We start from the raw sequence: 26,659 nt of genomic DNA on the forward strand, positions 1-26,659 counted from the left end.
GTATTAATCAAAAGGAGGGAACTTATGAAAATCTGCGTTAAGCGAATTCATCATATACAAATTTGCATTCCTTTTGGAAAAGAAGCAGAAGCCCGTTCTTTTTATACAGATGTATTGGGCTTTACTGAAATTGAAAAACCAGCATCTCTAAAAGAAAACGGGGGACTGTGGTATGAAGCCAGGAATGCAGAGCTTCATATTGGAGTAGAAAACATGCAAAGCTATAACAGCAAGTGCCATCCCGCATTTGAAATTGAAAATATATTAGCTGCTCGCTCTTACTTGGAAGCACATGGTGTGCAAACAAAAGAAGAGAAACCAATTCCCGGAATAATACGCTTTTCCTTCCGCGACCCCTTCAATAATCGGATTGAATTTTTGGAAAAAGAGCTGTAGAACATCCTTTTGTCGATTCTATTCTATTTTGATATACATTCCATGCGAATCGGGATACACATATTGAAAACCGAATTTTTCATACAGCTTATTTGTCGGGTTGTCAGCTATAAGCGAAATATAAGCGCTCTTTGGTGCATTCGTGTGAAGATATGTAACAAGCTCGTTCATGACCTTCTTTCCAATTCCTTGACCTTGAAGAGCTTGTTGCACAGCGATATCAACAATTTTTAAAAAACAACAGCCGTCCCCAATCACCCTTCCCATTGCTACAAGAATATCCTTTTCATATACAGAAACAGCAAAAATAGTGTTCTTTAATCCAGCCTCAGCTACCTCTTTGCTTTTTTCACTTAATCCAGTTTCTTTTCTTATCCTTATGTAGTCTTCTCTGTTCGGTGTACCGTGTTCAATTCTATACATACTTCCTGCCGATTTGATATTAATATAACAAGAATAGCACCCCTTTTTACAACTTAGAAAACCGAAAGCTCATCCATATACTGAACAATGCCACGGCAATTAAAATGGCTCCCAGCAATTGAAGATTAGATGGATTCACATCTTTACCAAATACAAGTCCAAGAAGGACAGAAGAAAAAATAGAACCCATATAACGTGAAGTCTGAAATAATCCAGAAGCTACACCTACTTCATCAGGAGGAGCTGCCCGTAGCATAGCTGACTGCAGACTGACATTATTAAATCCATATCCCATTCCCATAACAGATAAGGCCGGAATAATGGTATACACGGTTACATGATGAAAGAAAAAAGTCAATAATAGGGCTCCTGCCAGCATACAGCATGACCCTAATAGCAGCGGTGGCATAATTCCAGAACGGTCTACCCATTTTCCTGTAAGCGGTGAAACAATAATACCAAACCCAGAAATAAATAACATCAACATTCCTGTTATCTCTATACTTAACTTAAGCTCATCTTGAAAATAAGTTGGCAAAGCAAACAACAGTGCATAATTGTAAACGTTCAATACAATAAACAATACATTTACCCATGTTAACGACATATGATCACGGAACATACGTACATTAATGAAGGGTTCTTCTACCCGCAGCTCCCTCCTAATAAAAGCAGTAGCACATACGATACCAAATATACCGGAAACATAATGTATTTTTGTTTTAAATGATAGTAAAAACCAAAGCAGCAGCATCATGGCTAGCCCAAATAACAAAATACCAGGAATATCTAAATAACGAATAGTCTCAGAAAGCTTTCTACTCACTCTTTTTTTATCTTTCGGAAAAATTAACCACGCTAACAGAAAACTGATGATAATAAATGGAAGGTTAATAAGAAAAATAGCTGGCCATCCACCCCAAACGATTAAAAAACCACCAATGGATGGACCTAGCGCTACTGTCACCGATGAGAAGATAGAAATAACAGCTAAGGCTGAGGCTTGTCTTTTTTGGATATGCTCCCTCACGAGCCCCATTCCAGATGGATAAATCGCACTCGTGCCAATTGCCTGCAGTATTCGTACCGTAACAAGTACTGCAAACGTGGCGGAAAAGGGGGCACTAACCGCAGCGATAGCCGCAATGATAAGGCCGCTCAAAAAGATTGTCTTTCTTCCAAATTCGTCTCCTAGCTTCCCCATAAGAGGCTGTCCAATCGCACTGGCTAGATAAAAAGCGGAAATCACCCAAGAAGCAGTGGTGAACGACAATGCAAATGCATGCTGGATACTGTGGAGAGCCATAGAAATCATCGATGAATTCAACGGGTTTAACAGCGTACCTGAAGATACTGCTATCAAAAAAAAAGTACGACGCTCTTTCCAATTTTGTTTTACCTGTTTTTCTTCGGATAACAGTGTTCCTTTTGCAGTATGCGTACCCATAAGATAAACTCCTTGCCCTTTTGTTTCCTTTTAGTATTGCCTTTTGTTTTATTTTCATTTTTCAGCCTATATTATGCAGATACAAAAAAGCTCCCTTCCATCAAAGAAAAGGAGCTGCCTTCAACATTAGATTTTAAATTTAAACTTAATGACACCTGCATTTTTTAACGCATCATACAAAATAACAAGAGTTGGACCAAGGAACAATCCGATAAATCCCAAAATCTTAAAACCAATATATAAGCTGACTAGTGCTGCCAATGGTGAAATACCCATGTTAGAGGACATTACTTTCGGCTCTACAGTTCTTCTAATGATGGTTATGATAATAAACATCACTATTAAGCCAATTCCTAAATGTTCATGACCTTGCAAAATCGCAACAACCGCCCATGGCACTAGAACGGATCCAGTTCCCAAGATAGGCAAGATATCCACTACAACAATCAACAATGATAGTAAAGCGGTGTAAGGCACATTTAAAAACCATAGTCCGATATATGCCATCACAAAGGTAAGCAAGCTTAAGAAAATTTGCGCCTTAATAAATCCAACACCTGCTTTACTGAGCTGACTTGCTACCAAATAAAGCTTTTTCTTTGTCTCTTCATTCAAATGTGCCTCTACCTTCTCTTTTAGTCTAGGCAGTTCTAAGCTAATGAGGAACAATGCCACTAAATAAATAAGAAACTCCAGCAAAAATGCAGGTATAGTCGTAGCGAATCCAATAATATACTCCACAAGAGCTCTAACGTACGTATCTAAGGAGTTTACTGCATTTTCTAAGTTGCGTTCAATGGAATATAGAACATTTCCCGGCAATGTCTCAGAATAATCCTTCCACTTGCTAATAGTTGGTACAATAACAGTCATATATAATTCTGTGGAAAAAGCCGGCAGTTTCTTTGATAACGTTAATAGCTGTTGGAAAATGGTATTTACTAGAAAATAGCTGAGCAACGCTAAGGAAGCCAAGTATAAAAGAAATGTCGATAAGACCGCATAAATACGTCTAAATCCAAATTTATGCTGAAACAATCTCACAATCCCATCCAGAAAAACGGCAGTAAGCAATGCAAACACAATCGGTAAACTATAAGGTAACAGCAAAATTACGATAAGTACAAATACAGCAACAATAATCCACTTTTTCCACACAGAAGCCGCTCTCCCTTTTACTATATTTCAACAATTGGTTTACTACGTTTACATATAGAGATAATAAGCAATTCGCTATGGCTTTATATCCCCTATTCTTAGGATATATGTACTTTCGCTATTTTATCATAAATTTCCATAAAATGAATGGTATTTTTCATTCGTATTCCCTTAGGAAGAAGAGCTCCTGCTATGATGCCCCCTTTCCTCACATTTACATACACCACTACGTTACAATTCAATGGTTTTCAATTGATTAAAATGTCTTTTAAATTATAATAATTATAAAAAAGTATTGATTTTATTTTGATAAATGTTATCATTTGTTTATATTAAAAATGAGGTGGTGCTATTTATGAGTAATAAAAATAATCTTACGACCAGCTGGGGAGCTCCAGTTGGAGATAACCAAAATTCAATGACAGCCGGTTCACGCGGACCAACGCTGCTGCAGGATGTTCACCTTTTAGAAAAATTGGCACACTTCAATAGAGAACGTGTCCCTGAACGTGTCGTGCATGCGAAAGGAGCAGGAGCACATGGATACTTTGAGGTTACTAACGATATAACGAAATACACAAAAGCTGCATTCTTATCAGAGGTAGGTAAACGTACACCTCTATTCGTTCGCTTTTCTACAGTAGCCGGCGAGAACGGTTCTGCTGATACAGTACGCGACCCTCGCGGATTTGCCGTGAAGTTCTATACAGAAGAAGGAAATTATGACTTAGTAGGCAACAATACCCCTGTTTTCTTTATTCGTGATGCAATTAAGTTCCCAGACTTTATCCATACACAAAAACGCCACCCTGTCACTCACTTGAAAAATCCGGATGCGGTGTGGGATTTCTGGTCACTGTCACCTGAATCCTTACACCAAGTAACTATCCTTATGTCTGACCGCGGCATCCCTGCTACATTGCGTCATATGCATGGCTTTGGAAGCCATACATTCAAATGGGTAAATGCTGATGGAGACGGGGTATGGATTAAATATCACTTTAAAACAGAACAAGGCATTAAAAATATAACAGCGGATGTCGCAGCAAAAATTGCCGGTGAAAATCCCGATTATCATACAGAAGATTTATTTACTGCCATTGAAAACGGGGATTTTCCAGCTTGGAAGCTATACGTTCAAATCATGCCGTTAGAGGATGCGAATACGTATCGCGTTGATCCGTTTGATGTGACTAAGGTGTGGTCACAAAAGGATTATCCCTTAATTGAAGTTGGCCGAATGGTGTTGAACCGAAATCCGGAGAATTATTTCGCTGAAGTAGAACAGGCCACATTCTCTCCCGGCACCTTAGTTCCAGGCATTGAAGTATCGCCTGATAAGATGCTGCAAGGCCGTCTGTTCGCCTATGCAGATGCACACCGTTATCGTGTTGGCGCGAATCACAACCTTCTGCCAATTAACCGTCCGCAATTACCAGTTCATAATCACCAGCGTGACGGCCAAATGCGACCTGACAACAATGGCGGCGGTGCTATCTATTATGATCCAAACAGCTTCAACGGGCCGAAAGAATCACCTACAAATAAGCCTGCATCCTTCCCCGTCTCCGGTATAGCTGACAGTGTTTCATATGACCAAAATGATCATTATACTCAGGCAGGAGATTTATATCGCCTGTTATGTGAAGAAGAGCGTACTCGTCTCGTTCATACTATTGTCGAAGCTATGAAGCCTGTAACAAAAGCAGACATTAAACTGCGCCAGATTGAGCATTTTTACAAGGCAGATTGTGAGTACGGAACACGTGTAGCAGAAGGACTCAGCCTTTCTGTTCCACAAGAAGTTAAATAAATGCTAAGCAGGTATCCATCTTCTCTTAAACGGATACCTGCTTAATAAATAAAAAAGGAGAAAGTCAATGACACATACTTTATGTCCAGCATGTGGATCGAAAATTAAGGTTCTGAAGCACAGTATATTATGCAAATGCGGTATCAAACTAAAGAAATTTGTCACAGCGAATAAAAACCTTTTTCAGAAGAAACAAATATCGTAAAAACAACGAACAAAGACCTCATCACAAGGTCTTTGGATTAAACTTTAAATAGCGCAACAACGCATCTGTATCTTCATTAAAGATAAAAAAATAGGTCGTATTTTCATCATCAAACACTAGTAAAAATGGTGTTCCTTCCTTTGGAAAAATAACAACGACTTCATTAACAAGGGCATCCATCCATTGGTTTTGCACCATCACAGAAGGCTCAAGCGGGATACGAATCATATATCCTTCAGCCGGGATAGGATCAAACTTTTTGTATATGTCAGTAATCCCCTTCAAAAAGCGCTCTGCTTCTTTTTGTATATCTGGACTGCTTTCTACAAACTGAATAACACGTTTTTGTTTAATATCGAAGATTTCAACCCTCTTGCCTTCAGCCGTAACAGGGGGCACCATGATTAACAAAGCTATCAGCATTATTGCTATTCGTTTTATCATTTAGCAACACCTCGTTGCTAGTTTCCCCAAACACTGCTTAACTATTTTAGCGGACCTATCTCATAACTTGAGGAAGTTAAATGTACGATTTTTACGAGATTCACTTATACTGAGTAATTGTATATATTGCTCTTCTTGATGAGGGGCTGCATCATATCTGTATTTCCAAAAGGATAACAAGCATTTATGAAACCGTTCCATATTTCTAATGTTATACGCTGCATAAGCTACATCGAGTAACGTAGTTATCCCTTCTGAAAAAAGACTCCTTTTACATTGATACAAAGCATATGCATAACGAAAATCTAAGTACATCTTTTCCTTTAGCCAAGGCTCCTTGCTTACAGCCATATCTTCAATTACATGCCGAAATTTATCTAGCAGCCGCGACGCATCGTCTAAACGATTTAAGTGCACATAAGCTTCCAAAACTCTTGGTAATCCAACATAAATATCGGCTCGCTCTTCTAACCATGTTAAATACTCATCCACATATTCTAAATAACCGTAATCTAACAGCGTAACATAACGGTTTCCTATAGCCATATCAGCGAAAAAATCATCTACTTTTGCATATTGATCGGTAAGAGCTAATACTTCTTCAATGGAAGCGCCAAGACGCGTTAGCGCAAATCCTTTATACATAATGGCTCGAGCATAGTACTCTCCTTCACCTGTCATACGTTCCAGTCTTTCTGCGTAATGCAGCACCTCAAGCCATTCCTCGCGTCGATAATACATAGCCATCACCCACATGACAGCCTCTTTCCTTATGTCTTCCGGAATATATGCCATGTGTTCTAACACTTGCACCAATGCATGCTCTGCTTTTTCAGTAAGTCTTACAATATAAAAGCGCCTGAAATAACTGATGGCTACCTGCTCAGAAAAACGATCCGGCATACTTTCAATAATAACCTCATATAACCGCAATGCTTCTCGTTCCTTCCCTTCTTGAAACAGCTGTTCAGCAACTGAAAATATGTAGGTTAAATTTTTATTGCGTATTGTTTTCAATTTTTCCTCTAACATTATAGTTAACACTTCATCACATAGTTCTTTATACTTTTCAGCCGCACATTTGTATAAAAACTGGCTGCCTCTCCGTTTATCCAAATGACCCTTCTCATTGAAGCACTCCTCTATATAACAGGAATACAACGCACCTTCCGCTAACCCAAGTGCATTCGTAATTGCATCCAAACAGCGTAAAGAAAGAGGGTGCTTATGATTGAAAATGCGGCTGATTTCACTAATATGGATACCTGAATGATTGGCTAAATCCGTTTTACTCCATTGCTTCATTTCCATATAATGTTGAATCTCTTGAAATAAAGAGGCGTTCATTCAATTCACCCGCTTTCTAAGTATCAATAGGAAATATAAAAGATATAAATATCATACATTATTTTCTGAATATTTTCACTTAATAAAAAATGAAGTTTTATACAGCCACCGCTCATATGCTCCCTTCCTAAAAATAAAAAACACCGCTCTTATCTATCCAAAGATAAGAACGGTGTTAATCACAAGAGCCAGCTGCAACTTACGAATATGTTCAAACGCATTTATTTACCTTTACTCTCTAACTCCTTCTTGCAAGTTCAAATTCATATGATCAACTTGCTTTCCGCCAACCATAATTTTCCCTGATTGGATAGTAAACAGCTTATCAAACTGCACTATGCTTCCATCAAATAAGCCTACGTTTATGACTTTATACTTACCATCTGGCAAACGGAATTTGAAGCTGCCATCAAAATCGATTCAACCCCAGTAACCTTGCAGTTCATTCCCGTCTTTATCAAGAGAAACAATAGACACAGCCCCCTCTTGAACTACTTTCTTTCCATCATACACTACACCTGTTAACGTAATAGGTGCTACCGTTAGTTCTAATTTTTCTTTTTTCTTCCCATCAACGAATAGTTGACCAGATTTAATGCTGAAGAGCTTCAAGGATGAATCTGAAGTTCCATCATATAAAGATATTTCCATTGCTTCATATTGCATTAGCTATTGTAATGCAATCCAAAACCGCTTCACAACATTCCCGTCTTCTTCCTCATAACTTCTATCTGGCACACCACCGTTGTTTATAATTGTTTTCTCAGATCCTATATTCGTCTCATCGCACACAACAAGAGCTCTTTTAATTCCTAATTCCTTAGCTTTTTCTAATGCTAATGCAAGCAGCTTTGTTGCATAGCCTTTTTGCCTTTCTGAAGGACGTATTCCGTATCCGATATGACCACCGCAATTCAAAAGTTTCTCCGTTAATGTATGGCGAATATTCACTACTCCGAGTACTCTTTTATCCTCATTTACAAGCCAGAAGGTAGAATCTGGCACCCATCCGCTTGGAAGATTTTCTCCTTTTTCAGAATCAAGCAAAGACTGAAGCATCCCTTGAAAATCGGAAGGGTCCTTACTAATGACCCATGGCACCATTGTTTCTCTGCTTTCTTTCCATTCCGTATAAAATGATAGATACTCGTCCTGTAATTCCATAATCGGTTTCGTTAAAAACACATGCCTCATACGTTTCATCCCCTAGCAATAAATTTTAACCATTCTATCATGATATATGAAAGACGGAAAGACAGAGCTGAAACAGTAAAAAAGAAGCATAGTAGACCAACTCTACGCTTCTTTTTTATAATATTGTTCCATTGTATTCTTTACAAAAAGCTGCGCATCCTTCTCAATCCAGCGCTCTTCGTAATTCAACCGGCGTTCCTTATAAAATACATCCCGTATCGTTTTCTCTTCAAACTGCATATCATGCCGTAGTTCATGCAGCAATGTTCCCAAAAGTACCTCATATTCCTCCCACTGAAACACAAAAATCAATCGTGCTCCCGGATGATATAATCCAGAAAGCGGATACAAAAATTCCTCTTCTTCTTCTCCCAAGACGGATAAAATAGCATTAGCATCACATGTATCACAAAATAATACACGTACCTCCCGTTCCATCATTAGTGAAAAGATATCTTGTTGTAACTTATGGAGATCCCACGGAAATTCCTCATCCAGCACATACCAAAGACCTGCTTGCTGAAACACTCTTTGAAATGGGAATTGCATTTCCTTTCTCCCTTCCATATCTCTTTTATATAGGTGTATAGTACACTTAGATGTTTTAGTACTGTTATTTCACTTTTTGCAGGGAACTATACTAGAAACAAGGTAAACACATACCTTCTTATTTCATTATCTCTTGTATTTTATCGCATACACCTCGTGGCGACGGTCTTTCAGCTGACGTACTGTACCAGACTGACGCTGTCTTCGTAAAATTTCGAGGTCCACATCACCTATAATGACCATTTCAATATTAGGATTACACTCTCCTACCATGCCGTCTCGTACAAATTCAAAATCAGACGGCGCAAAAATGGCAGATTGTGCATATTGAACATCCATATTTTCTACTTCCGGCAGGTTTCCTACCGTTCCTGCAATAACCGTATATATTTGATTTTCAACAGCACGCGCTTGTACACAATAACGTACGCGCAAATATCCTTGCCTATCTTCCGTACAGAATGGCGTAAAAATGACTTTCGCTCCCATATCAGTTGCAATGCGGGCAAGTTCTGGGAACTCAATATCATAGCAAATTTGAATGGTAATTTTTCCGCAATCGGTATCAAATACTCGGACTCGATCACTTTGGGTAATCTCCCACCACTTACGCTCATTCGGTGTGATATGGATTTTATACTGCTTTCAATCGTTCGATTCCTTCTAAATAAATAAGCAATATTATAAATATGCTCTCCCTCTTCTACAAAGTGAGAACCGCCGATGATGTTGACATCGTATCGAACAGCAAGCTCTGTAAACAGATTAATATACTCTGTCGTATATTCTGTAATACGCTGTACAGCCAAACTAGGGGACCTTTCTGATAAAAATGACATAAGCTGTGTTGTAAAAATCTCAGGAAACACAACAAAGTCAGCTTCAGCATCCGAAGTAAAATACACAATAATTGAGGCCGATAATTTCTTTTATTCCTCTATCGATACAAAATAAGGTATCCAATCACCATTAAATCTGCAAGCAGATAGCTCCTTTCCCTATACTTCTTTATCTAAAAGAACGCTTCTTAAGAAATCTTAAGAATTGTATCAAGAATGTTTTAAGTTTTGTTTTATATACTCAAAATAACGAATCCTTCATAAAAAAGGAGAATAGCAATGAAAAAACTCTGGCCGGTTATCCTTATGCTCGTGTGGATAATGATGTTTGGATTTGCCTATAAACTTGGTTTTACAAATATGAGTATAGAAGAGTTACAGCACCTCGTGAAAAGTGTACAATCGTATGCTTATATCGTTTTTATTTTATTATTTACAAGCCGTTTATTACTATTTATTCCGAGTTCCGTTTTTATTGTAGCAGGGGGTATTATCTTTTCACCGCTGGAAAGTATTCCAATGGCATTTTGCAGTATGTTCCTTGCAGAAACCATTATTTATATTATCGCCAGACACTTTGCAGACTCTCCAGTTCATCGTTATATTTCTAAAAAGTATCCACAAGTATATCTTGCTATGGAAAAAAATCAATCGAAATATTTATTTCTGGTTGTCGCAAGCCCAATGGCACCTACAGACGCAGCCTGCTTTGTTGCAGCATCAATGAAGATGAAATATGGAAAATTTATTATGACTGTATTAGCCGGCAATATTCCTATTATCTTACTGTATACATTCTTTGGAAAAACATTAATCCACTCACCAGCGTGGGGAATTGTGATGGGAGCCATCCTCATTTTCTTATGTATTGCAGTATCAATCAACAGAAAAAAACGGAATAAGCATCGTCTAGAGGCACAGGAGCATACCATTTAATCTCTCATTACTACAAAAAAACAGTTCACAAAACAGCCTGCTCTCTTTCTTTTAATGGGGACAGGCTGTTCCTCTAGAAAAAGGAGGATAAAAGCCCTGTTCATACGGAGGAAAATAGGCTAAGGCAAACAACTCATTTTAGACACTTTTCCACTTTGATGTACTTATACTATTATTGATACCTTGTCCAACTCCAAACTGCTATTTATCCAGTATTGCGAACTGACTGCCAACAGCAACGCTGTCCAGATACTAAAGCACAACTATACAACCAACTCTCTACAAAGCAGTCTAATCCCCCTAACACTATACCACCTCAATATAATCGAACAGGAAACAGCTATCGGTGTAATTGGACAAGTTTATCAGTATGTAAAACACATCACACGTAACATGCTTTACATTTATAAAAAGAAAGGATGGAAAAAATGTCCCACAATACTATAGATTTCTATAACACTTTAAAAAAACTGGGGTTCCAATTGGAGCAACAAGCCAATGAGCTGATTCACAATCAAGTAAATAAAGAAGAGATTTTTGAGTTCGTTACTGCCCAAGCTCAGTCTCACTCCAATACAATTAAGCAGCTGCATGAGCTTATAGAAATCTTATCAGTTCAATTTAATTTCCCTACAAAGACAGATGCAGCCAATATCGCAAAGCTCATTATCCAAGTAGAAGAAAAGCTCGATATGATGGAGGAACATATTTTATATTTAATGGATTCTGTTGAAGAATTGAAACAACACCTGCCGAATGAAGAAATAACAAGATCTTTTCTACCATTAAAACCATCGCATAATAGGTTAAAAGAAATTCAAAGCCAGCTGATAATGAACGTTTTCTCTCAAATAAACGCTCCTCTTCCCTCGACAAAGAATACTACGGAGGAACAATAATGGAAAAACATGCCCCTTCATCAGAACTGGAGCAAGAGTACACACGCTGGAAGAATTTTTTTAATGCATTGACACCATTGGATCCGAGTATTAAAGAGGGCGTAACCCTCCGGCAATGGATTTGGAAAAAGAACAAGGCAACAGTATGGTATTACCCCGCTGTGCAAAAAAAATATACTGTGCCCTTATTCCTCGTATATTCTCTTGTTAACCAGCCTTTTATTCTCGATTTAGAAAAAGGCTCCAGTATGATTGAAGCATTTGTTAATAGCGGATATGACGTATATTTACTAGACTTTGGCATTCCCGGCTATGAAGATAAAGATATTTCTATAGATAACTATATCTTCGATTATATCCAGCAGGCAGTCAAACGGGTGCTGCGCCATTCCAATGCTCAAGAAATTACAATAATCGGTTATTGTGTTGGCGGAACACTTGCAACCATATATACGGCCCTTGCTGAAGAGCCTATCAAAAACCTCATTCTTTCCGTTTCACCGATTGACGTTAGTGTCGTCCCTATTCTAGATAAGTGGGCTCAGGCACTCAGGGAAGGCAACATAGATTTCGAACCGATTATCGATGCTTATGGAATTATCCCAGCAAGCTTCATGAAATCAGGACTGCGGTTTGTTTCTTCACCAATTTATTTCACCCCTTATTTGTCACTTCTTAACCGTGCATATGATGAACAATACGTAGAAAGATGGCGCCGTTTTAAATACTGGGTTGATGGACATATTCCGTTTACTGGTGCGGCTATGAAGCAACTGCTAAATGATATCGGGAAAGACAATAAGCTTATAAAAAATGAAATGGTTATTCGTGATCAAATTGTTGATTTGGCTAATATACAAGCAAACCTACTCGTCCTTTGTGCAAACGGTGACCGATTAGTTCCAAAAGAGCTAAGCTCCTCACTAATAGATGCGGTTTCAAGTGAAGATAAGACGTATCACATCATTACAGGAGGCCATGCTATCAATGCAGCTAACGGTAATCTGCCTGATTATCTGAATGATTGGTTATCTTCACGATCAGGGCTTATTAATGACTTAAACGAAAAATAAATGAAAGATAGGAGGTAGCCAAAATATATTTTCTGTATTACCACGCATATACAAATCGTGTATATAAAAATACATCCCCCTGTATCGCTTCTTTAGGATTTGGGGGGATTGTTTATAGAGACTTTTTTGCATATATTAACGATCTTTAGTTAAGTTCCTTCAACCATTCCCCCCTCTTAATTCCCTTCATGAATTAAGAGGGGGGATTTGCAAATATCCTAGCATCATTTCTTCGCTTTTCTTCAAGCTTTCTCTATATAGCCTATCTTCACCGACCACCGAATAATGAAGAGAGAGACCATCGATGCTTCCCCAAAAAAAGCTCGCCATTACATAGGAATCAATGTGTTTATGAAACTCCCCATTCTCCTTACCCTCTTCAATAATATTTTGGATAGAATTAATATATTGCTCTTTATAGCGGTTTATCATGATATTTTTTATATTCTCATAGCGGGCTGAGTTAATCCAAAACTCCATATGCACCCGAATCATCGCCTGCCACTCTGAACTTGATTTTACTTCCTGATAGATGCGGAACCATTCTTTCATTTTTCCAGTCGCCGTTTCAATCGTTTGAAACCGCTCTTTCATCACTAAAAAAGCAGCCTCCGTCCTCTCTTCCATCAGTGCAATATACAATTCCTCTTTGCTCTTAAAATAGTGATATATTAATCCTTTACTTGTCTTGGAATATGCTGCGATATCATCCATAGTTGTTGTGTGATACCCTTTTTCCGAAAAACATTGCAAAGCGCTTTCTAAAATCAGTTTCCGTTTCTGTGCCTTATATTTCTCAGAAACCTTCGGCATACTAACATCTCCTTGATAGCTTTATCATTTTCAAAGTGTGCCAATGTTTCTTTTTGTTTTTAACGTGAGGCACGTTGAATAGAAAAGTACTTCAAATCTATATCCCAAAGATGGATCTCCTTTTCATACTTCATTCCCACTTTGCGCAATACATTTTGTGAGGAAGTATGGTCCAGTTTCGTAAGTCCAATGATTTTTCGTTTATTGAAAAGCTGCATACAGCCTGCTGCCGCTTCCGTCGCAAATCCCTGTCCCCAACTCTCCTTTTCCAGTGCATAAAGCAGTTCTGTCTCATGTAAAGCAGTAATATAATTAAAGCCGCAATGTCCGATTAACTCTTGATCGGTTTTCCTTATAATTGCCCACGTTCCGTACCCATACTTCTCCCAATGGTGGATGAAAAAATTCATTAACTTTTGGGCCTCCTCAGATGTATAGCCACCTCCTTTGGGCAGCCATTTACCAACTTCCTGTTGTCCAAGAATGGTAGCATATTTCATACTGTCTTGTTCGGGATTAAACTTCCGGAGAATCAACCTGCTTGTCTCTATAGTTTTGATACTCATTGAACATCTCCCTTGACCATAAATACTTGTTTCACATGCGTAGTAAAGCCTGCTTTCTGCAGCAATCGAAACGTTATTTGATTAGACTCGGGCAGGTTGACAGCCATACGCTGACAATTTAATTTCGGCTGATCAAATACAGTCCACAGTAAGGTCTGTATGACTGACTGTTCTTCTATACCAGGTGCGACTACACATTGATACAAAACGATTACTTTCACACTTCCGTCTTCACCCAATACCCGCTTATACAATGCATAGCCAACTATATTCCCTCCGTCATCTTTAGCAAGGATGCTTTCACCATTTTGAATATTGAACCAATGTGTCTGCCACGGGATGATTGTTGGATAAAATGAGAGAGTACTTACAGCCTGCGGTATGCCTGTTTCAATTACCAGCTTTTCACTTTTCTGAAACCATTCCTTTTCTTTCGGACCTGACTGAACAAGATGCTGCAAATTATCCTTCACACGATAGCCCATTTGTTCATATAATGCAATCGCCCGTTCGTTTTCGCGAACTGCTTCCAGCGTACAAATCTCTACCCCGTTCTCCTCATAAATCTTGAGAGCTTTTTGCATTAATGCCTTGCCAATTCCTTTACCGCGATAAGGGACAGCGATGCCCGTTCCCCCGTTCCATGATACTTTTTTTCCATTAATGATGCGCATGCCGTTTAAAATCAATCCAATGGGAGTCTCTCCGTCAAATGCCACAATAGAATGCTCTGGTGAAAGTCCCTCAAAAGCAAGGCGATCCGTAAATCGTTTCACATCCATTGTCATAGTGAAATAATACTCTTCAAACCCTGTATTCCATGCCCTTAACGCATCATGTAATGTACAATCAACCAGCCTTTTTATTTCCGTCATATCACACACCTCCTTTTATGATTGTCATGTTTAAGGAAGAACAGGTACCTCTCGTTATCATCAAAATCCTCCTGCTTGAATGTCCTACACCGATTTCTTTCTTAAGAAACCTAATGACTAAATCTCACTAGTAAAAAACGCCCAAAATGGGCGCTTTACACAGTTTGCTTTTCTTTTACGTGAGGGTTGTTCGCTGCCATGAAGCTTTCGATTTCTTCCACTGTTCGGATGATATCTTTGGACAAATTCTCATGTCCGTCTTCCGTTACAAGAATATCATCTTCTATACGGATGCCGATGGATTCTTCTTCAATATATAGACCAGGTTCAATTGTAATAACCATCCCCGGCTCTAACACTCTGTCCTTGTATGAACCTACATCATGTGTATCTAATCCTAGGAAATGGCTGACACCGTGATAGTAATAATTAGCAAGTTCAGCATCCTCCTGAATCAATCCGATGCTCTTACATTCCTGTGCCAGTACCTTTTTCGTATGCTCATTTAATGCAGCAAATTTCACTCCCGGTTTCACAAGTTCGGTTGTTTCTTTTAATGCTTTTAGTACAATGTTATAAAGCTGCTTTTGACGATCAGAGAACGCCCCGCTCACAGGGAATGTATAGCTGATATCAGCATTGTAATACTCCTTCTGAGCACCTAAATCAAGCAGCACTAAATCACCTTTATTAATTTCAGCATCGTTATGTTCGTAATGCAGCACCGTCGCATTTTTACCGCTCGCTAAAATTGTATCAAATGCGTGATGCTTAATACCTGAGGATTTTAACGTAAAGTCAAAATGTGCCTCCAGTTCGTATTCCATCATGCCTTCCTTAGCATGTCTTAATACGTTGTAAATACCTTCTTTCGTAACTTCAATGGCTGCTTTCATTTTTTCAATCTCTTCAGCTGTTTTGAACACTCGCAGCTCGCAAATGCTTGCATACACATTGCCGACAGAAATATGTGGATAATGCTCTCTTATATGCTTAGCAAATGATAATACCTTTGTTTGCGGACCTGCCCACTCACGGCGTTCTAAATCTAAATACACATGCTTTGTATCTTCAGTTAAAAATGTACGCGCTAAAGTAGATTCAAAGCTGTCTAAGTATAAAATCTTGTTCACTCCGGAAACAGCTTGCGCTTCTTCCTTTGCAATCGTTTTTCCCACCCATTTTTCCATAACAGGATCTGCTTTCTCAATGAACAGCATTTCTTCAAGCTCATTGCCTGTCTTCTTTATTACTAAAATCACATTCGGTTCATTAATTCCGGTCATATAATAAAAATTTCGGTTCGGCACAAATACATAATTCGCATCTGCGGACTTATGCGGCGCCTGTCCAGCAAACAAAATAGTAACAGAATCACTCGGTAATGCTTTCACTAGATTTTTTCGGTTTTGCATAAAAAATGACTGGTTCATAGTCATCCCCCTCACATAAAATAAACTGACTATATAGTCTATTTTATTACTGTTATAATTTTTCGTCAATTTGCAATACAGGAGGAGACATTTGTGCAGGGTATAATGCTTTACCTGGTATAGTTTTTCAAGTAGGGATATCTCTTTTGTTCATCAACTTATTTTTTATGGAAGGCTGAGCAAGAATGGGCTATGGCATTCTCGCACTTTGGATAATAGGAGCAGGAGCTATTGCTTCCTTAATTGTATTGTTGTATCGATTGTTTCGCTATTAGCAATTCCTTGGGCTTATCCGAAATAAAGTGACATTTTCAAAGACAGCAAAAAACTATATGAACAAATTCCTGTATCACTCCTCCCTCCCTCACACATACTAAAAAATGGAATTTTATCATATAGGAGGAATGCTATGTCCAGTATCTTGATGAAGCTAGCGTTAACTGCTGTCATGATGATGAATACCGTTTATCTTCACACTCCTACAGATGTCATTGTAAACAGCATGACTCTGGACGAGAAAATCGGACAAATGTTTATAGCTGGATTTCACGGTCCAGTGATGAACAAAGAAATAACAGATTTGATCCAAAACGAACACCTTGGGGGTGTGATTCTATACTCTCAAAATATCCAATCCAGTACTCAGCTTCTTTCCTTAGTTAACAATTTAAAGAAAACGAACATAAATACACTTCCTCTCTTTATCTCCACTGATGAAGAAGGGGGGCGTGTCAGCCGTTTACCGGCCGGAAAAACCGCATTCCCCCCTAGCTTCACTATTGGGAAGCATAATAATAAGGCTTTAGCATATAGAGTGGGCAACGCTATTGGTAAGGAGATGGGAGCATACGGCTTTAATCTGAATTTTGCACCGGACTTTGATATTTATACAAATCCCAATAATACAGTTATAGGCAATCGTTCTTTTGGCACCACACCGGATATCGTCAGTTCATTAGGCACGGCTGCAATGAAAGGATTACAAGATTCCCATGTTATTCCGACAATCAAACATTTCCCCGGCCACGGAGATACAGCTGTTGATTCTCATATCGGGCTTCCTATCGTGCGCAAAACGAAACAGCAGCTATATAAAACAGAACTGAAGCCTTTTCAAGCTGCTATTAAAAACGGAGCGGATATGGTCATGGTCGCACATATTCAGTACCCTTATATCGACTCTGCGAAGCCAGCCTCTTTATCTAAAACACTTATCACCGGACTACTCCGTGACGAACTAGGTTTTGATGGTGTCGTCATCACCGATGATCTTGAAATGGGGGCTATTTCGAGCCATTTTGGGATAGAAACAGCTGTTGTGGACGCTGTCCAAGCAGGCGTGGATTTATTGTTATTTGCTCATACTTATGAAACAGAAAAAAAAGCCATTCACGCTATTAAACAAGCGGTCCAAAATGGGAAAATTTCCGAGGAACGCATTGACGAAAGCGTACGGCGCATTGTCCATTTAAAACTAAAATACAATCTTACCGACCAGCCATTGCCGGCAGATTCATTATCAATTCTAGGTTGTCCGGCACATCAAGCAGTTTTAAATGAAATTTTAAAATCAGATTGAGAGATGCTTAAAAACCCCCCTTCAGCATGACAGCAGAAGGGGGTTGACCTTATTTTACTTGCGAATGATTCCAATCCTCTAAAAACTTTTCAATTCCTTGATCCGTTAACGGATGCTGTACTAATTGATAAATCACCTTTGCGGGAATAGTCGCAATATGGGCACCTTTTAAAGCAGCTTCCGTCACATGAACCGGATGACGCACAGATGCTGCAATAATTTCCGTCTCCATATTATGAACAGAAAAGATAGCTGCAATTTGTTCAATCAAGTCCATACCGTTATGACCGATATCATCAAGACGCCCTAAAAATGGAGAAACATACGTTGCTCCAGCACGAGCAGCTAACAATGCTTGCGGTGCCGAAAAAATAAGTGTTACGTTGGTAGGAATGCCCATCTCTTTAAAAACTTTAACTGCTTTTAACCCCTCTGCCGTCATCGGTACTTTTACAACGACATTCGGAGCAATACGCGCCAGCTCTTTTCCTTCTGCAATCATTTCGTCTGCTTGTAGACTAATAACCTCTGCACTGACTGGACCTACTACAACGTTGCAAATTTCACGGATACGTCCATAAAAATCTACCCCTTCCTTTGCAACTAAAGACGGATTTGTCGTAACACCGGCTAATACTCCTAAATCGTTCACTTCTCTAATTTCTTGAATATTAGCTGTATCAATAAAAAATTTCATCTTATCTCTCCTTTGCCGTTACTGCATCTAATGCCATAATAATCATATCGTTAAACGTCGTTTGACGCTCTTCTGCTGTTGTCTCCTCACCCGTAAAAATATGGTCGCTTACCGTTAATACAGATAAGGCATTCACACCGTATTTAGCCGCCAATGTGTATAGGGCTGTTGTTTCCATCTCTACAGCAAGTACACCATAGTCAGCTAGTTTCTTCACCGGCTCCATACTTTCACGGTAAAATACATCTGCAGTGAGAACACTTCCGACCCGAACACTCATCCCCTTTTGTACCCCCGCATCATATGCTTTTCTCAATAAATCAAAATCTGCACACGGAGCAAACTCAAAGCCTGGAAACGTTAAACGATTCATACTAGAATCTGTACAAGCTGTCATTGCAATAATCACATCGCGCACCTTCACATTTTCTTGAATCGCACCGCATGTTCCTACACGTACAAGCTGCTTAACACCATAATCACGGATCAATTCATTCACATAAATTGAAATAGAAGGAACGCCCATCCCTGTTCCTTGCACAGAGACACGTTCTCCCTTATAAGTACCGGTAAATCCAAGCATCCCTCTAACATTGTTGTAACAAGTCACATCCTCTAAAAATGTTTCAGCAATATATTTAGCACGAAGCGGATCTCCTGGTAATAGAATACGCTCTGCAATTTCTCCTTGCTTTGCTCCAATATGTGTACTCATACTTTCCCTCTTTCCTGTTATAAAGTGTAATTTTTTATTTGTAATCTTACTGTCCTAAATGGCTTTGTGCACCCTCAAGCGTTGGCCTTGTCAAAGAAAACACCGCACAAGCTAACGATACTAACACAAACAACACACCAATCCATGCATTGTAAAACACTGAACTCTGTTCAATAACCATTCCGCCAATCAATGAACCAAGTGCACTTCCAAAATGAATGGCAGATGTATTCAAGCTAAGCTGAATCTCTGATGTTGCCGGAGCTGTTTGAATGAGATAATTTTGCTGTACCGGAGAAATCGCCCAGCTAAGCGCACTCCATATAACCACAATTACTAAAAATCCGTACATAGGCAACTTTGTACCAAGCGGAAGCAAAATCATGGATAGTGAAAATAAAGAAATAATCGTTAAAATTGAACGACGTGTTCCCCATTTATCAGACAGCCACCCTCCAACACCTCCACCCGTAACAACAGCGATACCAACTACAAAATAAATAGCTGTCACCATCCCAGCTTTAACTCCTAATGTTTCTTGCAAAAAAGGAGTGAAGTAGGCATACAGTGTTAAATGACCAGTCAGCATAAAAAATGTAATTAACTGTGCACTGATAACCTTTCCATGCTTTAATGCCTCTAGCTGCTTACGAAGCGATACAACCGGTTTTGGCTGAATCGGCTCTAACAGAAAATAAATGCAAATCATAGCAACGAGTATCAAAATGGAGATAAGTATAAACGGTGCTCTCCATCCCCATTCATTTCCTACAATTATGCCAAGCGGAACACCCAGCACTAACGCCCCGCTAATCCCCATAAATATCGTACCGATTGTTCGTCCTTTATACTCCGGCTCCACTATGCTTGCCGCAATTGTAATAGACAGAACCACCAGCAGCGAACCGCTTGCCGCTGTCAATATTCTTGTGATAAGCAACATAGCATATCCTGTACTTACCGCCGCCAGCACATTTCCAATAAGGAAAGCTAACATAGCCCATAAATACAATGATTTTCGTTCCATTTTTGCGGTTAGCGTCAATAACACAGGTGCTGCAGTCGCGAAAAATAGAGAAAATACCGAAATCAGCTGACTTGCTGCTCCAACTGATACATGCAAATCAGCAGAGATTAGATCCAATATTCCCCCAATAATTAACTCTACTATTCCCACAATAAACGCAGCCATTGCTAAAATGTATATACGCAGATTCATATGTCCACATCAAAAAAGTTACTACATGTATAGTAACTTTTTGTAAACAAAACAGCAACATATATTTTTGACAAGCGGGAAAAGTTTATTAACAAGGGAATATCTTATAATTAAGGAGGAGATAGTGTGAGTTATTGGAAAGACAGCGCATTTGCTTTTTTAGGAGTTATGTTCACGGTATTTGTATCGAGCCTCTTACGCCGCCATCCGTTAGAGGTGGATATTATAGCCTTCATTCCGATTTTCTTATTTTTCATCTACTCAGCAACAGCCATGTTTTTTTCCCTTTACAAACTCCTCTCACATTCTATTCGAATTCATTACGGATTGTATTGTGTTATCGGAGGGGTTATTCTCGGAGCATTTTGGAGCAATATCATTGTAAAAATCCAGCCGTTTGGCTTTCCCTTTTGGGAAATTGTAATTGCTAGCGTATTCTTTTATATCGGCAGCAAAACCCCCTCAAATTTGTATACAAAAACCCTGGCTGTAATGCCGTTTCTGCTCTCGTTTATTTCGATCATATATGTATTTACATTAGATACCATGTAAAAAAGACCTGAATCTGGACTTACCCCTGTCAAGTAGACACATTTAAATAAGACCGACTAAGCAACCGTTGTTAACCTGTATTTTACAGGGGAACAACGGTTGCGTCGTTTTTGTGACCGTTCATTATTATAGAAGTGGATATACTCTTCAATCGCTTGAATAAGTTCCTGTTCTGAATTAAAATTAGATAGATACACCAATTCACATTTGAAGTGTGAGAAGAATGATTCAACGCAAGCGTTGTCTAGACAGTTTCCTTTGCGAGAGTGGCTGCCTAATACATGATTCTTTTCTAAGAACTGGCTGTATTTTGTAGACGTGTACTGGAATCCCTGATCTGAATGCAGGATACTTCCATGCACGTTTCTTTTGTTACATAAGTCTTTAACAGTTTCGACGACTAACTTAAGATCGTTTCGACTTGAACATTTCCAAGATACAATTTCGTTATTATAAAGATCTTGAATGACCGAAAGATAATAAAATTTATCTCTTACTTTGATATAAGTAATATCAGTTGCGAATGCAACGTTGGGTAAATCTTGTTTAAATTGGCGATTTAAAAGGTTAGGGTAACTATTTGATGCTTCTTTCCCATAGTATTTACGTTTTTTACGAATGACAGATTTGATCTCTAATTCCTTCATCATTCGATAAACCTTTTTATGGTTAATTACTAATCCTTCGTCTCTTAGACGGTCAGTAACTCTAGGGTATCCATAGTATGGTCGAATCGCATGGATGGCTTCAATATGAGATTTCACCGTTTCTTCAACCGTTTTTTTATTTGAATTGAGTAAAATAGAGTTTCTCCATTTGTAGTAGCCAGCCCTAGAGACTTTGGCGATTTTAATAAGCATCGTAATGGGATATCGTGCTTTCATTTCACTTATTATTTCAAATCGAATTTTCTTTGGAATTAACCCTCCCCCAATATATTTGGATAGCGCTTTTTTAAATATTCTACCTGTGCTTTCAAGTAATCTCTTTCTTCTTCAATGGAATTAAACTTAGTTTTTGGACGTCCAGTGAACGGATGATAACTACTTGATTTTCCCCTTTGATCGTCAAATAACTCACCATTTCTATACTTTTTCACCCAATTTTTAAGTTGAGTTGAACTACGTAAACCAAATTCCTGTGAAATTGAAACGTAACTTCCATAGCCATTTTCATATTGTTTTACTGCCTTAAGTTTTAGTTGATTTGAATAGTGTTTAAATTTTGTTCCCTGTAATGGCATAATAAAATCCCCCAATAGTAGACTGCCCATCCATTTTATCAGATGGGCTTTTTTTCGTGTCTACTATAAGGGGATAATATCATCCTGCTCGACTCTTCTCTTTAAGAAAGGCTGTGTTCTAAAAGATTGTTCCTCTATGCTATGGATCACGCGATAGACCCCTCTATCCAAATGAACACTTGGCAGGGGATGTTCCAATTGATTACGAACATATCAAACGAACAATCTATCTAACAGGAGAGAACCACATGAACCGGTATGAATGGGTCGAAACGATTCTTTACGCTACACTAACCCTGGGATAGTGTTATTAGGAGCCTCAATTTATGAAAATAAACTATCAATTTAACCTAAGTGTTATAAAAAATCCTAAGTCTAAAATATTTTTTAGAAATAATCGCGGGTTAAGTGCCTTAAGTAATGCTATAATTATGTATAGGAATGGTTTATTATTGAAAGATTATAAGCAAATTTTTATAATAGTAAAAAACTGGAATATCATTAAATGAAGTTTATAAGTAATGAACTGAAAGAAGGGAAAAAAATGGGGAGAGATCGAAAATTTAATACAGTAGATTTGTTCCTTTGCACTAAAAATTTAATTTTACAAAATGGATACGAAGGATTCACAATTGGGCAATTGGCAACAATGTTAGATGTTTCACGAGCAGCAATTTATAAATATTATCAAAATAAAGATGAATTGTTATTAGATTTTATGCTTGAGGAAATGAACAACGTTTTGAATAGTTTTAAAACTATTCAAGAGGAACAATCTTTTCTAGAAAAGATTGATTTATTATTGCAAAAAATTTATATGTACAAGGATTTACATTTAATACTTGGGATACAGGAAGTTATACCAACAAAAGATAATCCACATTTAGAAAATAAGAAAAAGAAGCTGGCTCTTATGCACAGAGAATTATATATTCCTCTTGTCCATATTGTGCAGCAAGGAAAAATGGAAGGTTTCATTGAAATGGATATACCTAATGAACTATTACTTGGATTTATTTTTCAAAGTATTTCAATACCTAATCATTCAGGGATAGATGACGGAAAGTTGATGGACTACACAAAAAACTTAATTTTAAAAGGAATAATAAAAAATAAGTGACAGTGTTGTAACTTATATGTATACTAACTATTGTAAAAACATATAAGTTATTTTTTTGTTCAAAAGTGACATATATGTAACTTATTTTGAGAGGAGTGTTTGATTTGTTTTTAGCAATAAAGGAATTAAAGCATGCAAAATTTCGATATTTAATGATGAGTATAATTATTATTTTAATTGCATGGCTTGTATTTATCTTATCAGGGCTTGGAAACGGTCTATCCACTTTAAGTGCAGCAACAATAAAAAACTTAAATGCCGATTATGTTGTGTATGAAAAAACTGCTGGTGCTAGATTTAGTAAATCTGTTATTTCTGCTAATTTAAGTGAAGAGATTCGTAATAACAAAGCAGTAAAAAATTTAGCTAGTATGGGAACCTCTATGGCATCGGTTTCCAAAGAAAAAACTGAAGATAGTGATAAGAAAACTGATGTAGCACTAATTGGAATTGATGTAGGTTCGTTTATTGAACCAAGTGTCGTAGAAGGAAAACAACTTTCTACTCGTGAAAAACTTGGTGTTCTAGCTAATAAGACTTTAAAAGATGAAGGTTACAAAATTGGTGATGAATTAATTGTTTCAAATTCTAAAATGAAATTTAATATTATTGGATTTGTTGAAAATGAAACATTCAACCATTTACCTGTATTATTTGCTGATATTGATACATGGAGAAATTATCAATATGCTGCACCTGGTTCAGATAATGATATTAAAAATCCTATACAAGCAATTATTTTAAAAGCACCACGATTGGATGCTACAAAGCTTGATAAAGAGGTACATGGAATAGAAACAGTAACAAAATCGATAGCTGTGAAAGAAATGCCTGGGTATAAGGAAGAAAATGGAACAATTCTAATGATGCTTGTTTTCCTTATTGTAATTTCAGCCTTTATCGTTGCAGTTTTCTTCTATGTTATTACGATTCAGAAAACATCACAATTTGGTGTAATGAAGGCAATTGGCGCATCCAATCGATTTATTTCAAAAGCTATTGTGGCACAGGTCTTTATTTTATCAACATTTGGTATTTTGGTAGGAATTGCATTGACTTATTTAACTGCTCTTGCATTTCCAAAAAATATGCCTTTCGATTTAGATGCAAAGCTTGTTGGTATATACGCGCTTGGATTATTAATTATTAGCTTATTAAGTTCGATTATTTCGGTAAGACAAATTACAAAAATTGACCCGCTAACAGCCTTAGGGAGGGTGGAATAAATGGGTGGAATTCAGTTACATCAAGTTACGAAACAATATAAAGAAGGATATTCCATTGTAACAGTTGTAAAAGAAATATCTTTAAAGGTAAATCCAGGAGAGCTCATTGCAATTGTTGGTCCTTCTGGTTCTGGTAAAAGTACATTACTATCAATGATTGGTGCATTATTAAAACCAACGTCAGGAAGAGTAAGTGTAAATGGTCAAGACTTAACGACGTTAAATGCTAAACAACTTTCAGAATTTCGCTTGAATGAAATTGGATTTATTTTACAATCATCAAACTTAATTCCATACTTATCTGTATATGATCAGTTAATTTTGGTAAAAAAAATGGCTAGACAGTTAAATAAAAAAGACCAACAATTTGCAGTTGACCTACTAACTGAACTTGGTTTAGGTAATAAATTGACAAAAATGCCGAATGAATTATCAGGTGGCGAACGTCAACGAGTAGCAATTGCGCGGGCACTATTTAATCAACCAAGTATTATTTTAGCTGATGAGCCAACGGCGAGCTTAGATTCAAATCGAGCCCATGAAGTTGTGAAACTAATTTCTAGTGAGGTAAGGAAGAGAAAAAAAGCAGCAATAATGGTGACACATGATGAACGAATGCTAGGTTATTGTGACCAAGTATATTTTATGGAGGATGGCATACTATCAATAAAAAGTGCTGAATTGAACAGCCAATAACAATAGTGGGGGTATATGATGAAAAATATTTTAAAGTACATCATGATTAGTATCATCGTGTTACTATTACTTTCAGTTGGAGGATTTTACATTTGGTCACAACAGACGTATAGTCCTTCAAAGGAGATGTACTCATTAGTCGGTAATGTGAATACTGATAACAAACACCATTGGGCAATTTTTGAACCTCAGGAGAATAAAGAAACTGGAATCATTTTATATCCTGGAGCTAAGGTTGAGCCTGAAGCTTACAGTTATTTTGCAAAAGGACTAGCAAATGATGGATATACAGTTATTATTCCACATGTTAAATTTAATTTTGCTATTTTTGATGTAAATAAAGCTGAACAAGTAATGAAAAGTTATCCTTCTATTAAGAAATGGTATGTTGGCGGGCATTCCCTTGGCGGAGTGGCAGCTGCTTCTTACGCCTATAAGAACTTAAACAAGATAGAAGGGATCATCTTTCTAGGATCGTATCCAAGTAATTCTAATGACTTTTCTAATTTAAATGTACCTATGTTATCGTTATATGCGGAACGTGATGGATTGTCTACAATATCAAAAATTAAAGAAACTAAACATTTACTTTCACAGGATGCTACTATGTATGAGGTGCTAGGCGGCAACCACGCTCAATTTGGGATGTATGGAGAACAAAAAGGAGATAAAAAAGCTACAATTAAAGCGAAACAACAACAAGATAAAATAATTGAAGTGACAACGAAATGGCTGGATAAGAAGGGAAAATAAAATGACTTTATATTGTTATTTTAATAGTCCAGTAACAACATTGCCTTAAAAACGTGTTCAATGGGGATTTAATGATCCAGCAGCTCACTTGCGGGGCGTATTCCAAAGTTCATTAAATTAAATGTTTGCTTAAACTTGAGAATAAGTTAAAGAACCTTCAATGTAAGAAGGTTCTTTTTTTCGTTGTTCAACTAAAAAATGCGTTAATCCAAGCAAAATTCCAATGATACCGTACATTGCAGGACTGTAAATTAAAAATGGAAAGCCATTATCTGTTCGGGCCCTATAATCCCTTACTACATGTTGGATCGAAAGAACAGCAAAGAGAGAAGAAAAAAGAATGGTAGAATATAAAACACAACGAATCATTTTATACAACGAAATAACAATCCCTCCTTCTCTAAGACTTACTACTACATATTCCTTGACTCACCATTTATACCCTCTTT

Annotated in this window: 30 protein-coding genes and 1 pseudogene; 11 read left to right on the forward strand and 20 right to left on the reverse strand. The window is 37.7% G+C overall.

Annotation, left to right across the window (positions count from 1 at the left end):
• The first annotated feature begins 24 nt into the window (after positions 1–24).
• Positions 25–396: a VOC family protein gene (locus J7Q84_RS13640; protein ID WP_209095124.1), complete on the forward strand. Its 372-nt coding sequence runs from the start codon at positions 25–27 to the stop codon at positions 394–396.
• Positions 397–414: 18 nt separating this feature from the next.
• Here the strand turns inward: J7Q84_RS13640 and J7Q84_RS13645 are convergent, their stop codons facing one another.
• The 3 genes from J7Q84_RS13645 to ytvI form a co-directional block, all read right to left on the reverse strand.
• Positions 415–819: a GNAT family N-acetyltransferase gene (locus J7Q84_RS13645; protein ID WP_209095125.1), complete on the reverse strand. Its 405-nt coding sequence runs from the start codon at positions 817–819 to the stop codon at positions 415–417.
• A gap of 46 nt (positions 820–865) precedes the next feature.
• Entirely contained in the window at positions 866–2,266 is a 1,401-nt protein-coding gene (locus J7Q84_RS13650) for an MFS transporter (RefSeq protein WP_209095126.1), read from the reverse strand.
• A 126-nt stretch (positions 2,267–2,392) separates the two neighbouring features.
• Positions 2,393–3,424, reverse strand: a complete 1,032-nt coding sequence (gene ytvI / locus J7Q84_RS13655; protein ID WP_209095127.1) for a sporulation integral membrane protein YtvI — start codon at positions 3,422–3,424, stop codon at positions 2,393–2,395.
• A 355-nt stretch (positions 3,425–3,779) separates the two neighbouring features.
• On the opposite strand from ytvI, the gene katA reads away from it, so the two are divergent.
• Entirely contained in the window at positions 3,780–5,237 is a 1,458-nt protein-coding gene (katA, locus tag J7Q84_RS13660) for a catalase KatA (RefSeq protein ID WP_209095128.1), read from the forward strand.
• 226 nt (positions 5,238–5,463) lie between these two features.
• Here the strand turns inward: katA and J7Q84_RS13665 are convergent, their stop codons facing one another.
• The 7 genes and pseudogenes from J7Q84_RS13665 to J7Q84_RS13695 all read right to left on the reverse strand — a co-directional run bounded on the left by J7Q84_RS13665 (position 5,464) and on the right by J7Q84_RS13695 (position 9,815).
• Positions 5,464–5,886, reverse strand: coding sequence for a hypothetical protein (locus tag J7Q84_RS13665; RefSeq protein ID WP_209095129.1), 423 nt, complete (start codon positions 5,884–5,886; stop codon positions 5,464–5,466).
• A 60-nt stretch (positions 5,887–5,946) separates the two neighbouring features.
• A complete protein-coding gene (locus tag J7Q84_RS13670) occupies positions 5,947–7,233 on the reverse strand; it encodes a helix-turn-helix domain-containing protein (protein ID WP_209095130.1) in 1,287 nt (428 codons plus the stop codon).
• A 231-nt stretch (positions 7,234–7,464) separates the two neighbouring features.
• Complete coding sequence (locus tag J7Q84_RS13675) at positions 7,465–7,623, reverse strand: hypothetical protein (RefSeq protein WP_209095131.1); 159 nt, start codon at positions 7,621–7,623, stop codon at positions 7,465–7,467.
• Between the two features lie 30 nt (positions 7,624–7,653).
• Entirely contained in the window at positions 7,654–7,884 is a 231-nt protein-coding gene (locus J7Q84_RS13680) for a hypothetical protein (protein ID WP_209095132.1), read from the reverse strand.
• Between the two features lie 18 nt (positions 7,885–7,902).
• Positions 7,903–8,427, reverse strand: coding sequence for a GNAT family N-acetyltransferase (locus J7Q84_RS13685; protein WP_209095133.1), 525 nt, complete (start codon positions 8,425–8,427; stop codon positions 7,903–7,905).
• Positions 8,428–8,529: 102 nt separating this feature from the next.
• On the reverse strand, positions 8,530–8,976 hold the full coding sequence (locus J7Q84_RS13690; RefSeq protein WP_209095134.1) for a DUF3920 family protein: 447 nt from the start codon (positions 8,974–8,976) through the stop codon (positions 8,530–8,532).
• Positions 8,977–9,102: 126 nt separating this feature from the next.
• Positions 9,103–9,815 (reverse strand): annotated as a pseudogene (locus J7Q84_RS13695) (carbon-nitrogen hydrolase family protein).
• A gap of 279 nt (positions 9,816–10,094) precedes the next feature.
• Here J7Q84_RS13695 and J7Q84_RS13700 point away from each other — a divergent pair.
• The 3 genes from J7Q84_RS13700 to J7Q84_RS13710 all read left to right on the forward strand — a co-directional run bounded on the left by J7Q84_RS13700 (position 10,095) and on the right by J7Q84_RS13710 (position 12,723).
• Positions 10,095–10,751 carry a TVP38/TMEM64 family protein gene (locus J7Q84_RS13700; RefSeq protein WP_209095135.1) on the forward strand — a complete coding sequence of 219 codons (657 nt, stop codon included), beginning with the start codon at positions 10,095–10,097 and terminating at the stop codon, positions 10,749–10,751.
• Positions 10,752–11,179: 428 nt separating this feature from the next.
• Complete coding sequence (locus J7Q84_RS13705) at positions 11,180–11,650, forward strand: hypothetical protein (RefSeq protein WP_209095136.1); 471 nt, start codon at positions 11,180–11,182, stop codon at positions 11,648–11,650.
• A complete protein-coding gene (locus J7Q84_RS13710) occupies positions 11,650–12,723 on the forward strand; it encodes an alpha/beta fold hydrolase (RefSeq protein ID WP_209095137.1) in 1,074 nt (357 codons plus the stop codon). Before J7Q84_RS13705 ends, J7Q84_RS13710 begins: the two co-directional genes overlap by 1 nt.
• A 186-nt stretch (positions 12,724–12,909) precedes the next feature.
• Here J7Q84_RS13710 and J7Q84_RS13715 read toward each other — a convergent pair whose 3' ends face one another.
• From J7Q84_RS13715 to J7Q84_RS13730, 4 genes are all read right to left on the reverse strand, one after another.
• A complete protein-coding gene (locus J7Q84_RS13715; protein ID WP_209095138.1) occupies positions 12,910–13,536 on the reverse strand; it encodes a TetR/AcrR family transcriptional regulator in 627 nt (208 codons plus the stop codon).
• Positions 13,537–13,595: 59 nt separating this feature from the next.
• Positions 13,596–14,102 (reverse strand): GNAT family N-acetyltransferase, encoded by a 507-nt coding sequence (locus J7Q84_RS13720; protein ID WP_209095139.1) that lies wholly within the window; start codon positions 14,100–14,102, stop codon positions 13,596–13,598.
• Positions 14,099–14,977, reverse strand: coding sequence for a GNAT family N-acetyltransferase (locus J7Q84_RS13725; protein WP_209095140.1), 879 nt, complete (start codon positions 14,975–14,977; stop codon positions 14,099–14,101). Before J7Q84_RS13725 ends, J7Q84_RS13720 begins: the two co-directional genes overlap by 4 nt.
• Positions 14,978–15,132: 155 nt before the next feature.
• A complete protein-coding gene (locus tag J7Q84_RS13730; protein WP_209095141.1) occupies positions 15,133–16,410 on the reverse strand; it encodes an aminopeptidase P family protein in 1,278 nt (425 codons plus the stop codon).
• A 409-nt stretch (positions 16,411–16,819) separates the two neighbouring features.
• On the opposite strand from J7Q84_RS13730, the gene nagZ reads away from it, so the two are divergent.
• Positions 16,820–17,989, forward strand: coding sequence for a beta-N-acetylhexosaminidase (nagZ, locus tag J7Q84_RS13735; protein ID WP_209095142.1), 1,170 nt, complete (start codon positions 16,820–16,822; stop codon positions 17,987–17,989).
• A gap of 49 nt (positions 17,990–18,038) precedes the next feature.
• On the opposite strand, the gene fsa is transcribed toward nagZ, so the two are convergent.
• From fsa to J7Q84_RS13750, 3 genes are read right to left on the reverse strand one after another with little or no spacing between them, the layout of a single operon-like run.
• Positions 18,039–18,686, reverse strand: a complete 648-nt coding sequence (fsa, locus tag J7Q84_RS13740) for a fructose-6-phosphate aldolase (protein ID WP_209095143.1) — start codon at positions 18,684–18,686, stop codon at positions 18,039–18,041.
• Position 18,687: 1 nt separating this feature from the next.
• A complete protein-coding gene (deoD, locus tag J7Q84_RS13745) occupies positions 18,688–19,401 on the reverse strand; it encodes a purine-nucleoside phosphorylase (protein ID WP_209095144.1) in 714 nt (237 codons plus the stop codon).
• 46 nt (positions 19,402–19,447) lie between these two features.
• A complete protein-coding gene (locus tag J7Q84_RS13750) occupies positions 19,448–20,620 on the reverse strand; it encodes an MFS transporter (protein WP_209095145.1) in 1,173 nt (390 codons plus the stop codon).
• Positions 20,621–20,746: 126 nt separating this feature from the next.
• Between J7Q84_RS13750 and J7Q84_RS13755 the strand changes: the two genes are divergently transcribed.
• Positions 20,747–21,172, forward strand: a complete 426-nt coding sequence (locus tag J7Q84_RS13755; RefSeq protein ID WP_209095146.1) for a hypothetical protein — start codon at positions 20,747–20,749, stop codon at positions 21,170–21,172.
• Positions 21,173–21,228: 56 nt separating this feature from the next.
• Here J7Q84_RS13755 and J7Q84_RS13760 read toward each other — a convergent pair whose 3' ends face one another.
• Together J7Q84_RS13760 and J7Q84_RS13765 are read right to left on the reverse strand one after the other, a co-directional pair.
• Positions 21,229–22,134 carry an IS3 family transposase gene (locus tag J7Q84_RS13760; protein ID WP_209095188.1) on the reverse strand — a complete coding sequence of 302 codons (906 nt, stop codon included), beginning with the start codon at positions 22,132–22,134 and terminating at the stop codon, positions 21,229–21,231.
• Positions 22,092–22,415, reverse strand: a complete 324-nt coding sequence (locus J7Q84_RS13765; protein ID WP_247739267.1) for a transposase — start codon at positions 22,413–22,415, stop codon at positions 22,092–22,094. Before J7Q84_RS13765 ends, J7Q84_RS13760 begins: the two co-directional genes overlap by 43 nt.
• Positions 22,416–22,959: 544 nt before the next feature.
• Between J7Q84_RS13765 and J7Q84_RS13770 the strand changes: the two genes are divergently transcribed.
• The 4 genes from J7Q84_RS13770 (at position 22,960) to J7Q84_RS13785 (ending at position 26,210) form a co-directional block, all read left to right on the forward strand.
• Positions 22,960–23,535 carry a TetR/AcrR family transcriptional regulator gene (locus J7Q84_RS13770; protein ID WP_209095148.1) on the forward strand — a complete coding sequence of 192 codons (576 nt, stop codon included), beginning with the start codon at positions 22,960–22,962 and terminating at the stop codon, positions 23,533–23,535.
• Between the two features lie 95 nt (positions 23,536–23,630).
• Positions 23,631–24,761, forward strand: a complete 1,131-nt coding sequence (locus tag J7Q84_RS13775) for an ABC transporter permease (RefSeq protein WP_348519860.1) — start codon at positions 23,631–23,633, stop codon at positions 24,759–24,761.
• Positions 24,762–25,457, forward strand: coding sequence for an ABC transporter ATP-binding protein (locus J7Q84_RS13780; RefSeq protein WP_209095150.1), 696 nt, complete (start codon positions 24,762–24,764; stop codon positions 25,455–25,457).
• Positions 25,458–25,475: 18 nt separating this feature from the next.
• Positions 25,476–26,210: an alpha/beta hydrolase gene (locus tag J7Q84_RS13785; RefSeq protein ID WP_209095151.1), complete on the forward strand. Its 735-nt coding sequence runs from the start codon at positions 25,476–25,478 to the stop codon at positions 26,208–26,210.
• A gap of 129 nt (positions 26,211–26,339) precedes the next feature.
• Here J7Q84_RS13785 and J7Q84_RS13790 read toward each other — a convergent pair whose 3' ends face one another.
• Positions 26,340–26,588 carry a hypothetical protein gene (locus J7Q84_RS13790; RefSeq protein ID WP_209095152.1) on the reverse strand — a complete coding sequence of 83 codons (249 nt, stop codon included), beginning with the start codon at positions 26,586–26,588 and terminating at the stop codon, positions 26,340–26,342.
• Positions 26,589–26,659 lie beyond the last annotated feature (71 nt).

The sequence above is a fragment of the Bacillus sp. 165 genome (assembly GCF_017742235.1).
In the GTDB taxonomy this organism is placed as follows: Bacteria; Bacillota; Bacilli; order Bacillales; family Bacillaceae_G; genus JAGHKQ01.